Origin of the sequence: Citrobacter sp. 21OH12SH02A-Citro (genome assembly GCF_027919895.1) — a bacterium.
In the GTDB taxonomy this organism is placed as follows: Bacteria; Pseudomonadota; Gammaproteobacteria; order Enterobacterales; family Enterobacteriaceae; genus Citrobacter; species Citrobacter braakii.
Genome location: NZ_CP114801.1, coordinates 2,184,565 through 2,199,336 on the forward strand (window position 1 = coordinate 2,184,565; position 14,772 = coordinate 2,199,336).

The window sequence follows — 14,772 nt, forward strand, 5'->3', positions numbered from 1 at the left end:
TATGAGGTGATGGTGGTGGGGGAAGGATTACTCAGCGCGGTGCGCTTCGCCCTTCGGGTCGTTGCCTGCGGCAACGCTTTCTCGCTAACGCTCGAATCGAACCTTAGTCGAAGCTTCTCATCCTTCCCGCTGGGGCAGAATATGAGACATTACAGATGGATTGGATGCTGGTGCTTTATGAAGTGATGGTGGTGGGGGAAGGATTACTCAGCGCGGTGCGCTTCGCCCTTCGGGTCGTTGCCTGCGGCAACGCTTTCTCGCTAACGCTCGAATCGAACCTTAGTCGAAGCTTCTCATCCTTCCCGCTTGGGCAGAATATGAGACATTACAGATGGATGGGATGCTGGTGCTTTATGGGGTGATGGTGGTGGGGGAAGGATTACTCAGCGCGGTGCGCTTCGCCCTTCGGGTCGTTGCCTGCGGCAACGCTTTCTCGCTAACGCTCGAATCGAACCTTAGTCGAAGCTTCTCATCCTTCCCGTCTGGGCAGAATATGAGGCATAACAGATGGATTTGATACAGGTGCTTTATGAGGTGATGGTGGTGGGGGAAGGATTCGAACCTTCGAAGTCGATGACGGCAGATTTACAGTCTGCTCCCTTTGGCCGCTCGGGAACCCCACCAGGGGTATACTAATTTTATGAATCTATCGGAATGAATGGTGGTGGGGGAAGGATTCGAACCTTCGAAGTCGATGACGGCAGATTTACAGTCTGCTCCCTTTGGCCGCTCGGGAACCCCACCACGGGGTAATGCTAGTTACTGGCCTGCTTCCGTTGGAAGCGGGGCGCATCATATCAAATGATGCGCCCCTGTAAAGTATTCCGTTGATAAAAAAGAACTGGTTGCCTGATTTTTACGCGTAAAGATGTAAAGGTAACCAATTCAATTATCAATCGATTACAGAATAATCGTTCGGTTACCGTAAACAAAGACGCGTTGAGCCAGAACCTGATACAGCGCGCGGCTTAATACATTTTTCTCAACGTCGCGACCCGCACGCATCATGTCTTCCGCGGTGTAGGTGTGATCCACATGAATTACGTCCTGCATAATGATTGGGCCTTCATCGAGGTTATCATTCACGTAGTGGGCTGTTGCACCGATGATCTTCACACCGCGCTCATAAGCCTGATGGTAAGGGCGAGCGCCAATAAACGCTGGCAGGAATGAATGGTGAATATTGATAATCTTATTCGGGAAGCGTGAAACAAACGTTGGTGTTAGAACGCGCATGTATTTTGCCAGCACGACATAGTCAGGTTGGTGCGCGTCGATAGCGTCGGCCATTTTCAGGTCATGTTCGTCACGCGTTAAACCTTCGTGGCTGACCAGCTCAAACGGGATATCAAACCGTTCAACCAAAGGTCGCAGCGTCTCGTGGTTGCCGATCACAGCGGCGATTTCAACATCCAGCCCGCCATAATTGGCCTTCATTAACAGGTCACCCAGACAATGTGCTTCCTTGGTGACCAAAATGACGATACGGCGGCGTCCTGCTGGCGTTAATTCACGAATGGATCCATCTGGAAGGGCACTATCCAGATCGGCAAGCAGCGTGACGTCGTTAAAAATACCCTCCAGTTCGGTACGCATAAAAAAGCGCCCGGTCCGGTGGTCCACGAACTCATTGTTCTGCACGATGTTCAGTTCATGCTTGTAACAGATATTCGTAATGCGCGCGATCAGACCTTTTTGGTCCGGACAAATAGTACGCAGCACTTTTCGTTGTAATGAATGCATTTGCAGCGGTGATCCTGTTGAGAATGTTTGCAAAATTGATACTGTCGGGCGTTGATTAGCCGCAGCACTTTTTAAATTTTTTACCGGAGCCACAAGGGCAGGTATCGTTTCGTCCAATTTGAGGGCGTGTACCGTCTATATAGTACCACTGACCGTTTTCTTTTAAAAAACGAGAGCGCTCGATAATTGCACCTGTTTTACCTTGTTCAGAAAATCGCGCAACAAAGCTGACATAGCCGATATTTTCTGTGTCTGCCGTTTGTTGTTCAAAAACGGTCAGCCCGAGCCATTCAGTGTGGCTAAATCCTGCGATAATGTCGTCGCGAAACGCGGCTGCATGACAGTCCGGATGCCAGGTCTTGATAAGGTAATCTGCGTCTTTCATCACAAAAGCACAGTAACGAGAACGCATGAGATGTGACGGCGTAGGTGCTACTTGCGCGCCAGACACATAACGGTAGCAACATAGGCTATACTCGACAGCGCTACCACAGGGACAAAGCTGAGACACAAAGTACTCCCTGGAATAAAAAAACGGCGTAAAAACGCCAAGGTAGCACTATGTTAACTGAGCGGTAGCGATGTTGCTACGTCTGCAAGCCAGGGGAAGTTTGTACGTACAATGAGAAAAATAAAAATTGGGCTGGCGCTAGGTTCCGGCGCGGCGCGAGGTTGGTCGCATATTGGCGTTATTAAGGCCCTAAAGCATATGGGCATTGATGTTGATATTGTGGCAGGGTGTTCCATTGGTTCGCTTGTTGGTGCAGCCTACGCATGCAATAAGTTACCTGCTCTCGAACAATGGGTTTGTTCTTTCAGTTATTGGGATGTCTTACGTCTGATGGATCTCTCGTGGCGCAGGGGCGGTTTACTGCGTGGTGAACGGGTATTCAATCAGTACCGTAATGTCATGCCGGTAGAAGCAATTGAGCAATGCACTCGCCGTTTCGCAACTGTGGCTACTAATCTGAGTACGGGTCGGGAGCTCTGGTTCACGGAAGGTGATTTGCATCTGGCTGTTCGGGCCTCCTGCAGTATTCCTGGTCTGATGTCCCCTGTAGCGCATAATGGTTACTGGCTGGTCGATGGCGCGGTGGTGAATCCCGTTCCTGTATCCTTAACTCGCGCGCTGGGCGCTGACATCGTTATTGCCGTCGATCTGCAACACGATGCGCATCTTATGCAGCAAGATTTACTCTCCTTCAACGTCAGCAGTGATGCCGAAACGGGTGATGATGTCGACGCGCTTTCATGGCGTGCCCGACTGAAAGAGCGCTTGAGCAACATAACGGCCAGGCGTGCGGTAACCGCGCCGACGGCGATGGAGATCATGACGACTTCTATTCAGGTTCTGGAAAACCGTCTGAAACGTAACCGCATGGCCGGTGACCCGCCAGACATCCTGATTCAGCCGTTTTGTCCGCAAATATCCACGCTGGATTTTCACCGCGCCAGCGCAGCAATTGCTGCTGGACAACTGGCGGTCGAGAAGAAAATGGATGAGCTTCTACCCCTGGTGAAAACCAACATCTAACGCATTTTTTATCAACACTTAAGCAAATTCTGACAGGCGTGAGTAGCAATAGCATGCCACTATTTACTAAAGCCAGTCAGGGGGGAGAATATGACGCAGCCATTGGTCGGAAAACAGATTCTTATCGTTGAGGATGAGCCGGTATTTCGCTCACTCATGGACTCATGGTTTTCCTCTTTGGGAGCGACAACGGCGGTAGCTGGCGGTGGACTTGAAGCACTTGAATTACTCGGGCACTTTAACCCCGACCTGATTATCTGCGACCTGGCTATGCCACGTATGAACGGCCTTAAGCTAGTAGAGTATCTGCGTAATCGTGGCGATCAGACCCCAATCCTGGTGATATCAGCGACGGAAAACATGTCTGATATAGCCAAAGCACTGCGATTGGGTGTGGATGATGTGCTGCTAAAGCCGGTAAAGGACCTGAACCGCCTGCGCGAAACCGTCTTTGCGTGTCTGTATCCGAATATGTTTAATTCACGCGTGGAAGAAGAAGAGCGGCTGTTTCGTGACTGGGATGCGATGGTTGGTGATCCCGCCGCTGCAGCAAAGCTGTTGCAAGAATTACAGCCTCCTGTGTCGCAAGTTATTTCACGATGTCGGATCAACTATCGTCAATTGGTGGCCGCCGATCAACCGGGGCTGGTACTGGATATTGCACCGCTATCGGACCATGACCTTGCGTTTTATTGTCTGGATGTGACGCGGGCAGGGGATAATGGCGTTCTGGCAGCATTGTTACTGCGGGCGCTATTTAACGGTTTGCTGCAGGAACAGCTCGCGCATCAAAATCAACGATTGCCGGAGCTCGGTGCGTTATTGAAACAGGTTAACCATTTATTGCGCCAGGCTAATTTGCCCGGACAATTCCCTTTGCTGGTGGGTTATTACCACAGCGGATTAAAAAACCTGATTCTGGTATCAGCAGGGCTGAATGCGACATTAAATACAGGTTCCCACAATGTACAAATCAGCAATGGCGTTCCGTTGGGAACCTTAGGGAATGCGTATCTTAATCAACTGAGCCAACGTTGCGAATCCTGGCAATGCCAAATTTGGGGGGCCGGTGGTCGGCTGCGCCTGATGTTGTCTGCAGAATGAACAACCGAGTGGAGTGAGAATGAAATTGGCTCACTCCCCTCATGCTGTGAGTGCTACTATCAGCGCCAGATTTATTCGTATTTATCTTAATTATACCGACGCGCGTCCTTTTCAGACCAGAAGCTTGTCGCGGTACTGATATACTTGGATGCGATACAGATTGATGAACACGTTCAATACATGAACAGTCCAGGAGAGTTTTAAATGGCTGCCCTTAATTCAAAAGTCAAAAAGGCCGTTATCCCGGTTGCGGGATTAGGAACCAGGATGTTACCGGCTACGAAAGCAATCCCGAAAGAGATGCTACCGTTGGTAGATAAGCCATTAATTCAGTACGTCGTAAACGAATGTATTGCTGCGGGCATCACTGAAATTGTACTTGTAACTCACTCGTCTAAAAATTCGATTGAAAACCACTTCGATACCAGCTTTGAACTTGAAGCTATGCTGGAAAAACGTGTAAAACGCCAGCTTCTGGAAGAAGTGCAATCTATTTGTCCGCCACATGTCACTATTATGCAGGTCCGTCAGGGACTGGCCAAAGGTCTGGGCCACGCGGTATTGTGCGCGCACCCGGTGGTTGGCGATGAGCCCGTTGCGGTTATCTTGCCGGACGTCATTCTTGACGAATACGAATCTGATTTATCACGCGACAACCTTGCCGAAATGATTCATCGTTTCGATGAAACAGGCAGCAGCCAGATTATGGTTGAGCCGGTAGAAGATGTTACCGCTTATGGTGTTGTTGATTGTAAAGGCGTTGAATTAGCGCCGGGCGAAAGCGTACCGATGGTTGGCGTTGTTGAAAAGCCGAAAGCGAATGTGGCGCCATCTAATCTGGCCGTCGTGGGGCGTTACGTCCTTAGCGCGGATATCTGGCCTCTGCTGGCAAAAACGCCTCCGGGAGCCGGTGACGAAATTCAGCTGACTGATGCTATCGATATGCTGATTGAAAAAGAAACGGTTGAAGCTTATCACATGAAGGGCAAAAGCCATGACTGTGGTAATAAGCTGGGCTATATGCAGGCGTTCGTTGAATATGGTATTCGCCATAATACTCTCGGCGCTGAATTTAAAGCCTGGCTGGAAGATGAGATGGGTATTAAGAAGTAACCTGCTGGTATTATCAGGTCTGAACGGTGCTGTTAATCCAGCACCGTTTTTTTATACCTGAACTGGGTAGGGACTGTGCGAAGTACAGGTAAAAAAATCCCGCCACTGGCGGGATTTTAAGCAAACTATTTCTGAATTATTCTTTGATTAAGAAATCGTCCAGTTGTTTACCTTGTTCTTCCATCGCTTTTTTGATCACTGCCGGTGTACGACCCTGACCAGTCCAGGTTTTAGTTTCACCGTTTTCGTCAACATAGCTATATTTAGCCGGACGTGCAGCGCGTTTAGCTTTGGTGCCAGATTTAACAGCAGCCATGCTATTCAGCAGTTCGTTCGGGTCAATGCCGTCAGCGATCAGCATTTCACGATATTGTTGCAGTTTACGAGTACGTTCTTCAACTTCAGCAGCTGCAGCGCTTTCTTCTTCACGGCGCTCGCTAACAACAACTTCTAATTTTTCCAGCATTTCTTCAAGCGTTTCCAGAGTACATTCTCTTGCCTGCGCACGAAGAGTACGGATGTTGTTCAGAATTTTAAGTGCTTCGCTCATTGTAGTAATCTCAAACTTATATTGGGGGTGGTTTGTTGAGCTAATAATAGAGCGATAAATTCAGTTGTGCAATAGCCAGGAATGTAAGGAATTCAAAATTGCGCTTTATTTAGTATCAGAATTAATTCATCTGTCTTAAATTCACCGCGACGTTGGGCATAAAAAAGGCTTATTGGTGAGGGGGCTTCTCAGCGGCTGAGAGTAAAAATTCAAGATTCAGGTCACATTTTATGGTGTACAAATAGTATCTCTTTGCAGTGATTTCAACCTTTTGTATTAGTTTTGCTTACATGAATTCGCTAATACATGGCGACAGTGGGTAGATTCAAAAACAATAAGGGAAGGGTTTCTTTATTGCCGTAAGAAGATAAGAGGTATGGATAAATTTCATGAGCACTATTTGTGAAAGAGTGTGTATATACCCGTCCAGTTTCAGGCTACCTGGGCTATGACTGGAGTGTACTAGCGCTCCCATGTCACTTAAAGGATCGGTTATTTAGGCGACACTGAGCGAGTCTGAACGCCTATTTATACGCCTATGCAGGCAACGCTACACCGACACGTTCGTGAAATATGGTACAATCCTGCCCATATTTATTTCCCCGGGTGAGGGCCTACGGTCAATGGCACAGCTATATTTTTACTATTCTGCAATGAATGCCGGTAAGTCGACTGCATTGCTGCAATCTTCGTACAATTATCAGGAACGTGGGATGCGTGCCGTGGTATATACAGCGGAAATTGATGACCGCTTTGGTGCTGGAAAAGTAAGTTCGCGTATAGGTCTGTCGTCACCTGCAAAATTGTTTAACCAAAATTCATCATTGTTCGAAGAGATTCGGGCTGAGAATGAGCAGCAAAGAATTCACTGTGTACTGGTTGATGAGTCACAGTTTCTGACTCGACAGCAGGTTTATGAATTATCTGAAGTTGTCGATCAGTTGGATATTCCCGTGTTGTGCTACGGCTTGCGTACCGATTTTCGTGGTGAGTTATTTGGCGGCAGCGAATACCTGTTGGCATGGTCAGATAAACTGGTTGAATTAAAAACCATTTGTTTCTGTGGGCGTAAGGCCAGCATGGTGTTGCGTCTTGATCAGGCAGGACGACCTTATAACGAGGGCGAACAGGTGGTGATTGGCGGGAACGAACGTTATGTATCGGTATGCCGTAAACATTATAAGCAAGCACAGTCTGAGGGCTCTCTGACGGCGATACAAGAACGACACAACCACGATTAACTCTACGCGCTTCTGGGCGCTTATTAGCACAGGGTAGGCTACGACATTCGCTAATGTTCGCTACCCTGTCAGACACTCTCCTGACGCTATTCTCGCATCCTCCTAAGCATCCTTTTACAGGTCTATCCTTTACACGTCGCTGAATTGGTCATGTATCGATTCTGATAACGAAAGATGTAAAAAAAAACGGCCCCAATTTGGGACCGTTTATGGTGAAACTAAAACTTATCTGGATGAATTAAGCGGATTTCTTCGCTTTTTTCTCAGCTTTCGGCGCTGCTACTGCTTCAGTCTTAACGGCGGTTTGATCTTCGCTGTATTCACGACCGTAGTAGGTATCCATCAGGATCTGTTTCAGTTCAGAAATCAGCGGGTAACGCGGGTTAGCACCAGTACACTGGTCATCAAACGCATCTTCAGACAGTTTGTCCACGTGTGCCAGGAAGTCAGCTTCCTGAACGCCAGCTTCACGGATAGACTTAGGAATACCCAGTTCAGCTTTGATTTCGTCGAGCCAGCCCAGCAGTTTCTGGATTTTTGCAGCAGTACGGTCGCCCGGTGCGCTCAGACCCAGATGGTCTGCGATTTCAGCGTAGCGACGACGAGCCTGCGGACGGTCGTACTGGCTGAATGCAGTCTGTTTAGTCGGGTTGTCGTTCGCGTTATAACGAATAACGTTGCTGATCAGCAGGGCGTTCGCCAGACCGTGAGGAATGTGGAACTGAGAACCCAGCTTGTGCGCCATTGAGTGACATACACCCAGGAAGGCGTTAGCAAACGCAATACCGGCGATGGTTGCTGCACTGTGTACACGCTCACGCGCTACCGGGTTCTTAGAACCTTCATGGTAGGACGCTGGCAGGTTTTCTTTCAGCAGTTTCAGCGCTTGCAGAGCCTGACCGTCGGAGAACTCAGAAGCCAGCACGGATACGTAAGCTTCCAGGGCGTGAGTGACGGCATCCAGACCACCGAACGCACACAGGGACTTAGGCATATCCATCACCAGGTTTGCGTCAACAATCGCCATATCCGGAGTCAGCGCATAGTCTGCCAGCGGGTATTTCTGACCAGTTGCATCGTCAGTAACAACCGCAAACGGAGTAACTTCAGAGCCAGTACCGGAAGTGGTGGTGACGGCAACCATCTTCGCTTTTACGCCCATTTTCGGGAACTTGTAGATACGTTTACGGATGTCCATAAAGCGCAGTGCCAGTTCTTCGAAGTGGGTTTCTGGGTGTTCGTACATAACCCACATGATTTTCGCGGCGTCCATCGGGGAACCGCCACCCAGCGCGATGATCACGTCTGGTTTAAAGGAGTTAGCCAGCTCAGCACCTTTGCGTACAACGGTCAGAGTTGGGTCAGCTTCAACTTCAAAGAACACTTCGGTTTCAACGCCAGCAGCTTTCAGCACGGAGGTGATCTGGTCAGCATAGCCATTGTTAAACAGGAAGCGGTCGGTCACGATCAGCGCACGTTTGTGACCATCGGTAATCACTTCATCCAGTGCGATTGGCAGAGAGCCACGACGGAAGTAGATAGATTTCGGAAGTTTGTGCCACAACATGTTTTCAGCTCGCTTAGCAACGGTTTTCTTGTTGATCAGGTGCTTAGGACCAACGTTTTCAGAGATGGAGTTACCACCCCAGGAACCACAACCCAGAGTCAGGGAAGGCGCGAGTTTAAAGTTGTACAGGTCACCGATACCACCCTGAGAAGCTGGGGTGTTAATCAGGATACGTGCGGTTTTCATCATCTGACCGAAGTAAGCAACACGTTCTGGCTGGTTGTCCTGGTCGGTGTACAGGCAAGAGGTATGACCGATACCGCCCATCGCAACCAGTTTTTCAGCTTTAATAACGGCGTCTTCGAAGTCTTTCGCACGATACATTGCCAGCGTCGGAGACAATTTTTCGTGAGCGAACGGTTCGCTTTCGTCAACAACTGTCACTTCACCGATCAGAATCTTAGTGGTTTCTGGTACGGAGAAGCCTGCCAGTTCAGCAATTTTGTATGCCGGCTGACCAACGATAGCCGCGTTCAGCGCGCCATTTTTCAGGATAACGTCCTGAACGGCTTTCAGCTCTTTGCCTTGCAGCATGTAGCCGCCGTGAGTCGCGAAACGCTCACGTACTGCGTCGTATACAGAGTCAACGACAACAACGGACTGTTCAGAAGCACAAATTACGCCGTTATCGAAGGTTTTAGACATCAGAACAGATGCAACAGCACGCTTGATATCAGCGGTTTCATCGATAACCACAGGGGTGTTACCTGCGCCTACACCGATTGCCGGTTTACCGGAGCTGTATGCTGCTTTAACCATGCCTGGACCACCGGTCGCAAGGATCAGGTTGATGTCCGGGTGGTGCATCAGCGCGTTTGACAGTTCTACGGAAGGTTGATCGATCCAGCCGATCAGATCTTTCGGTGCGCCAGCAGCAATTGCTGCCTGCAGAACGATATCAGCCGCTTTGTTAGTGGCATCTTTAGCACGCGGATGCGGAGAGAAGATGATGGCGTTACGCGTCTTCAGGCTGATCAGTGATTTGAAGATTGCAGTAGAAGTCGGGTTAGTGGTTGGAACGATACCGCAGATGATACCAATCGGTTCAGCGATGGTAATGGTACCGAAAGTGTGGTCTTCAGCCAGCACACCACAGGTTTTTTCGTCTTTATATGCGTTATAAATGTATTCGGAAGCAAAGTGGTTTTTAATCACTTTATCTTCGACGATGCCCATGCCAGATTCGGCAACGGCCATTTTCGCGAGAGGGATTCGAGCGTCTGCGGCAGCCAGAGCGGCGGCACGGAAGATTTTGTCAACCTGTTCTTGAGTGAAACTGGCATATTCACGCTGGGCTTTTTTTACGCGCTCTACAAGTGCGTTAAGTTCAGCGACATTAGTAACAGCCATAATGCTCTCCTGATAATGTTAAACTTTTTTAGTAAATCATCTGCTCGATACGAGAGTATAGACAGATCGACGAAAATTTGTGTAACGTTTTGAAAATCAAACGGTTAATTAACGTCCACTTTACCTTGATTTACTAAAAGAGCTTATACGCTAGCGCCACTTAATTCTAACGCGCTACCTCCAGGTGGCGTAAGCAAGATTACTCACTTCTGAGTAGTAATTGCGTGATCTGGATCAAAATTTCGCAAAGCTGACACCTTTCAGCAGGCCCTTTTAGCGTTTATCGGTAAGTGTTAATAAATTGATGGGGTGAATGCCATTAACATTAGCATATTTAATACATATTAATAACACTAAGTATTGGATGTGTATTTACGTAGATATACACAGATAGAAGGTGAAGTATGCTGACAAAAGGCGTATCTTCAGCGCGGATTTTATCAATTTTTATGACTCATTTTATCCGGCTAACGCTTCGGAGCTAACCGTGATCCAAACGCTATTTGATTTTCCTGTCTATTTTAAGTTTTTCATTGGGTTATTCGCATTGGTTAACCCGGTCGGGATCATCCCAGTCTTTATCAGTATGACCAGCTATCAAACGGCTGCTGCGCGAAATAAAACCAACCTTACGGCAAACCTGTCGGTTGCCATCATCCTGTGGACTTCGCTGTTCCTTGGTGACGGTATTCTGCAGCTCTTCGGTATCTCGATAGATTCGTTCAGGATTGCCGGCGGCATTCTGGTGGTGACTATCGCAATGTCCATGATTAGCGGAAAACTGGGCGAAGATAAGCAAAACAAACAGGAAAAATCAGAAACAGCAATCCGCGAAAGTATCGGCGTAGTGCCGCTGGCATTGCCGTTAATGGCGGGGCCAGGGGCGATAAGCTCAACTATTGTTTGGGGTACGCGTTATCACAGTGCGATTAACCTGTTTGGTTTTTTTGTGGCGATTGCGTTGTTTGCCCTGTGCTGTTGGGGACTGTTCCGCATGGCACCGTGGCTGGTACGGCTGCTGGGCCAAACCGGTATCAACGTCATTACGCGTATTATGGGATTGTTGTTAATGGCCTTAGGGATCGAATTCATTGTGACTGGAATCAAGTCCATTTTCCCCGGTTTACTTGCCTGATATTCCTCTTCGGCATCAACGGAGCCTCTTTCGGCTCCGTTTCCTTTCGTTATTAGTAAAACTTCTCACTAAAGTTGAAAATCAGTATAGAAATATAAAAAATACCTGATGGTTATTCATTGATTTTATGGATATAACACTCAATGGTCCATCAGAGGGATCCCGATGTCACTGTTATTTTATTAACATCATACTCTGGGGCTTGCTGAAGGATTATCGAAATGTTATTAGTTATTTCAGCGTTTTTTTTAGATGAATGTGCTAATTAATAACCAATTGTTAAATTTATGTGCATTTTGGCGTGGTGTTGACACAGGACTGGGGGGTTAACACTGCGTGTGATGCAATATATTGATTTTTATATTTTTATTGTCACAATCTTTCATTCGTAAGACTTTTTTAGTGAGATTTATTTCCAATAAAAGAGAATTGGTTAACAAATTTGTAAAATGTATTGGCGGTTAAGAAACGCATTTGATACTTTCCGGCCAGGTATTATGCAGAAGAATTCACGTTGATGAGAATCATTTTCAATTAGTTTCTCTCAACAGGGTAATAGCGTGTTTCCGGCAGGGGAGGCACGTAGATAATCGACGCAAGGTGGTCATACGAATCGCCAGAAATAAATAAAGTCGGTGATAGCAAGCAGTAAAACAAGAAACTACCTGACGGCAGAAAATCTCCGGTGCCGTACAGGGATCCTGACAGGATTAACAGTCTGGTTAAAAAACCAGCCATAATAATGAGGGAGTACAAACACAATGACTAACATCACTAAAAAAAGTTTAGTAGCTGCGGGGATCCTAACTGCGCTAATCGCTGGGAATGTTGCTACGGCGGCAGTTGTGCCAGCAGGTGTGCAGCTTGCTGAAAAGCAGACTCTGGTGCGTAATAACGGTTCGGAAGTTCAGTCACTCGATCCACATAAAATCGAAGGTGTACCTGAATCCAATATCAACCGTGACCTGTTTGAAGGTTTATTAATCAGCGATGTCGATGGCAAACCATCGCCTGGCGTGGCTGAAAAGTGGGAAAATAAAGACTTTAAGGTGTGGACATTCCATCTGCGTAAGGACGCTAAGTGGTCTGACGGCACGCCTGTTACCGCGCAAGATTTCGTGTATAGCTGGCAACGCCTGGCTAATCCAAATACCGCGTCACCGTACGCCAGTTATTTACAGTACGGTCACATTGTCAATATTGACGATATTATCGCCGGCAAAAAGCCGATCACCGATCTCGGTGTCAAAGCTCTCGACGAACATACATTTGAAGTCACCCTGAGCGAGCCGGTTCCTTATTTCTACAAATTGCTTGTGCACTCATCCGTTTCTCCGGTTCCTAAAGCAGCGGTTGAAAAATACGGTGAGAAATGGACCCAGCCCGCTAACATCGTCACCAACGGCGCCTATAAGCTGAAAGACTGGGTGGTCAACGAGCGCATTGTACTTGAGCGTAACACCAACTACTGGGACAACGCCAAAACGGTTATTAACCAGGTTACCTACCTGCCAATTTCTTCTGAAGTGACTGACGTTAACCGCTATCGCAGCGGCGAAATCGACATGACCTATAACAACATGCCGATCGAGTTATTCCAGAAACTGAAAAAAGAGATCCCGAACGAAGTTCACGTTGACCCGTATCTGTGCACCTATTATTACGAAATCAACAACCAGAAAGCACCGTTCAACGATGTTCGTGTTCGTACCGCCCTGAAACTGGCGTTGGATCGTGACATTATCGTCAACAAAGTTAAAAACCAGGGGGACCTGCCGGCGTATAGCTTTACCCCTCCTTACACCGATGGCGCGAAACTGGTTGAACCTGAGTGGTTCAAATGGTCTCAGGAAAAACGTAATGAAGAAGCGAAAAAACTGCTGGCTGAAGCCGGGTATACCGCTGAAAAACCGTTGACCTTTGACCTGCTGTATAACACCTCAGATCTGCATAAAAAGCTGGCCATCGCTGCGGCATCTATCTGGAAGAAAAATCTGGGCGCCAACGTGAAGCTGGAAAACCAGGAATGGAAAACGTTCCTCGATACGCGCCATCAGGGTAACTATGATGTTTCGCGTGCGGGCTGGTGTGCGGATTACAACGAACCAACATCCTTCCTGAATATGGTGCTGTCTGACAGCTCCAACAACACCGTCCACTATAAGAGCCCGGCGTTTGATAAGCTGATTGCGGATACGCTGAAAGTGACTGATGAAGCGCAGCGCAGCGAACTGTATTCGAAAGCGGAACAGCAGCTGGATAAAGATTCTGCGATTGTACCGGTTTATTACTATGTTAACGCCCGCCTGGTGAAACCATGGGTTGGCGGATACTCCGGTAAAGACCCGATGGATAATATCCACGTTAAAGACTTGTATATTATCAAGCATTAATGGCAAGACGTGGGGCAATCATTTTGCCCCACAGTGTCTTTTTTCTTCGAACTATTAACACCACTTTACCTGAACGTCTGGGTAGAAGAGGTGTAAAGGCACACGCCAGAAGGTACGGGCAATGTTAAAATTTATATTACGTCGCTGTCTGGAAGCGATTCCGACGCTGTTTATACTTATTACGATTTCATTCTTTATGATGCGCCTTGCGCCGGGAAGTCCATTCACCGGGGAACGCGCGTTACCGCCAGAGGTACTGGCTAATATCGAAGCGAAATATCATCTTAACGATCCTATCTCGACGCAGTACTTCAGCTACCTCAAGCAGCTGGCACATGGCGATTTTGGGCCATCTTTTAAATATAAAGACTATACGGTAAACGACCTTGTGGCCTCGAGCTTTCCGGTTTCTGCGAAGCTGGGAGCTGCGGCCTTTATTCTGGCGGTCCTCGTTGGCGTTAGCGCTGGGGTGATAGCCGCGCTGAAACAAAATACGCGCTGGGACTACACGGTGATGGGGGTGGCAATGACCGGGGTGGTTATCCCCAGTTTCGTGGTCGCTCCCTTATTGGTCATGATATTTGCCATAACCTTGAAATGGCTGCCCGGAGGCGGCTGGAATGGCGGGGCGTTGAAATTTATGATCCTGCCGATGGTGGCCTTGTCACTGGCTTATATCGCCAGTATCGCCCGTATTACCCGCGGTTCGATGATTGAAGTGCTGCACTCTAACTTTATTCGTACCGCACGCGCTAAAGGGTTGCCGATGCGGCGGATTATTTTCCGCCATGCGTTAAAACCTGCGCTGTTGCCTGTGCTGTCCTATATGGGACCAGCATTTGTCGGCATTATTACCGGTTCGATGGTTATTGAAACCATCTATGGTTTGCCGGGCATTGGCCAGCTGTTCGTCAATGGCGCGTTAAACCGCGACTATTCGCTGGTCCTGAGCCTCACCATACTGGTAGGGACGCTGACCATCGTGTTTAACGCGATTGTTGACGTGCTGTATGCCGTTATCGACCCGAAAATTCGTTACTGA

The 14,772-nt window shown here is 48.1% G+C and carries 11 protein-coding genes, 2 tRNA genes and 3 other RNA genes; 7 read left to right on the plus strand and 9 right to left on the minus strand.

From position 1 onward, the window contains the following. Window positions 1-10: 10 nt before the first annotated feature. The 7 genes from O6D90_RS10590 to O6D90_RS10620 all read right to left on the minus strand — a co-directional run bounded on the left by O6D90_RS10590 (window position 11) and on the right by O6D90_RS10620 (window position 2,254). Window positions 11-142: non-coding RNA, RtT sRNA (locus tag O6D90_RS10590), on the minus strand. A gap of 44 nt (window positions 143-186) precedes the next feature. After that, window positions 187-318: non-coding RNA, RtT sRNA (locus O6D90_RS10595), on the minus strand. A 44-nt stretch (window positions 319-362) separates the two neighbouring features. Beyond that, a non-coding RNA gene (locus O6D90_RS10600) (RtT sRNA) lies at window positions 363-494 on the minus strand. 44 nt (window positions 495-538) lie between these two features. Next, window positions 539-623, minus strand: a tRNA-Tyr gene (locus O6D90_RS10605). 36 nt (window positions 624-659) lie between these two features. Beyond that, window positions 660-744: transfer RNA gene (locus O6D90_RS10610), tRNA-Tyr, on the minus strand. Window positions 745-900: 156 nt separating this feature from the next. Then, complete coding sequence (purU, locus tag O6D90_RS10615) at window positions 901-1,743, minus strand: formyltetrahydrofolate deformylase (protein ID WP_016153278.1); 843 nt, start codon at window positions 1,741-1,743, stop codon at window positions 901-903. A 55-nt stretch (window positions 1,744-1,798) separates the two neighbouring features. After that, entirely contained in the window at window positions 1,799-2,254 is a 456-nt protein-coding gene (locus O6D90_RS10620; protein ID WP_016153277.1) for a YchJ family protein, read from the minus strand. 111 nt (window positions 2,255-2,365) lie between these two features. Here O6D90_RS10620 and rssA point away from each other — a divergent pair, with 111 nt between their 5' ends. The 3 genes from rssA to galU all read left to right on the plus strand — a co-directional run bounded on the left by rssA (window position 2,366) and on the right by galU (window position 5,494). After that, entirely contained in the window at window positions 2,366-3,277 is a 912-nt protein-coding gene (gene rssA / locus O6D90_RS10625) for a patatin-like phospholipase RssA (RefSeq protein ID WP_016156731.1), read from the plus strand. 90 nt (window positions 3,278-3,367) lie between these two features. Next, the gene (gene rssB, locus O6D90_RS10630; protein ID WP_271143302.1) at window positions 3,368-4,381 is read left to right on the plus strand and encodes a two-component system response regulator RssB; all 1,014 of its coding nucleotides are present in this window, start codon (window positions 3,368-3,370) and stop codon (window positions 4,379-4,381) included. A 204-nt stretch (window positions 4,382-4,585) separates the two neighbouring features. Then, window positions 4,586-5,494, plus strand: a complete 909-nt coding sequence (gene galU, locus O6D90_RS10635) for a UTP--glucose-1-phosphate uridylyltransferase GalU (protein ID WP_016153274.1) — start codon at window positions 4,586-4,588, stop codon at window positions 5,492-5,494. A gap of 136 nt (window positions 5,495-5,630) precedes the next feature. Here the strand turns inward: galU and hns are convergent, their stop codons facing one another. Then, window positions 5,631-6,044: a histone-like nucleoid-structuring protein H-NS gene (gene hns, locus O6D90_RS10640; RefSeq protein ID WP_003020723.1), complete on the minus strand. Its 414-nt coding sequence runs from the start codon at window positions 6,042-6,044 to the stop codon at window positions 5,631-5,633. A 623-nt stretch (window positions 6,045-6,667) separates the two neighbouring features. Here hns and tdk point away from each other — a divergent pair. Continuing rightward, window positions 6,668-7,285: a thymidine kinase gene (gene tdk / locus O6D90_RS10645; RefSeq protein WP_019076935.1), complete on the plus strand. Its 618-nt coding sequence runs from the start codon at window positions 6,668-6,670 to the stop codon at window positions 7,283-7,285. 238 nt (window positions 7,286-7,523) lie between these two features. Here tdk and adhE read toward each other — a convergent pair whose 3' ends face one another. Continuing rightward, complete coding sequence (gene adhE, locus O6D90_RS10650; RefSeq protein ID WP_016153272.1) at window positions 7,524-10,202, minus strand: bifunctional acetaldehyde-CoA/alcohol dehydrogenase; 2,679 nt, start codon at window positions 10,200-10,202, stop codon at window positions 7,524-7,526. A 487-nt stretch (window positions 10,203-10,689) separates the two neighbouring features. Here adhE and ychE point away from each other — a divergent pair, with 487 nt between their 5' ends. The 3 genes from ychE to oppB all read left to right on the plus strand — a co-directional run bounded on the left by ychE (window position 10,690) and on the right by oppB (window position 14,772). Next, entirely contained in the window at window positions 10,690-11,337 is a 648-nt protein-coding gene (ychE, locus tag O6D90_RS10655; RefSeq protein ID WP_003020714.1) for an NAAT family transporter YchE, read from the plus strand. A gap of 761 nt (window positions 11,338-12,098) precedes the next feature. Continuing rightward, window positions 12,099-13,730, plus strand: coding sequence for an oligopeptide ABC transporter substrate-binding protein OppA (gene oppA, locus O6D90_RS10660; RefSeq protein WP_016156730.1), 1,632 nt, complete (start codon window positions 12,099-12,101; stop codon window positions 13,728-13,730). Between the two features lie 121 nt (window positions 13,731-13,851). After that, window positions 13,852-14,772, plus strand: a complete 921-nt coding sequence (gene oppB / locus O6D90_RS10665; RefSeq protein ID WP_003020708.1) for an oligopeptide ABC transporter permease OppB — start codon at window positions 13,852-13,854, stop codon at window positions 14,770-14,772.

Bases quoted from the DNA above. Each gene is read 5' to 3' on its own strand.
- purU (WP_016153278.1), bottom strand. From the start codon at position 1,743: ATGCATTCATTACAACGAAAAGTGCTGCGTACTATTTGTCCGGACCAA.
- rssA (WP_016156731.1), top strand. From the start codon at position 2,366: ATGAGAAAAATAAAAATTGGGCTGGCGCTAGGTTCCGGCGCGGCGCGA.
- rssB (WP_271143302.1), top strand. From the start codon at position 3,368: ATGACGCAGCCATTGGTCGGAAAACAGATTCTTATCGTTGAGGATGAG.
- galU (WP_016153274.1), top strand. From the start codon at position 4,586: ATGGCTGCCCTTAATTCAAAAGTCAAAAAGGCCGTTATCCCGGTTGCG.
- hns (WP_003020723.1), bottom strand. From the start codon at position 6,044: ATGAGCGAAGCACTTAAAATTCTGAACAACATCCGTACTCTTCGTGCG.
- tdk (WP_019076935.1), top strand. From the start codon at position 6,668: ATGGCACAGCTATATTTTTACTATTCTGCAATGAATGCCGGTAAGTCG.
- adhE (WP_016153272.1), bottom strand. From the start codon at position 10,202: ATGGCTGTTACTAATGTCGCTGAACTTAACGCACTTGTAGAGCGCGTA.
- oppA (WP_016156730.1), top strand. From the start codon at position 12,099: ATGACTAACATCACTAAAAAAAGTTTAGTAGCTGCGGGGATCCTAACT.
- oppB (WP_003020708.1), top strand. From the start codon at position 13,852: ATGTTAAAATTTATATTACGTCGCTGTCTGGAAGCGATTCCGACGCTG.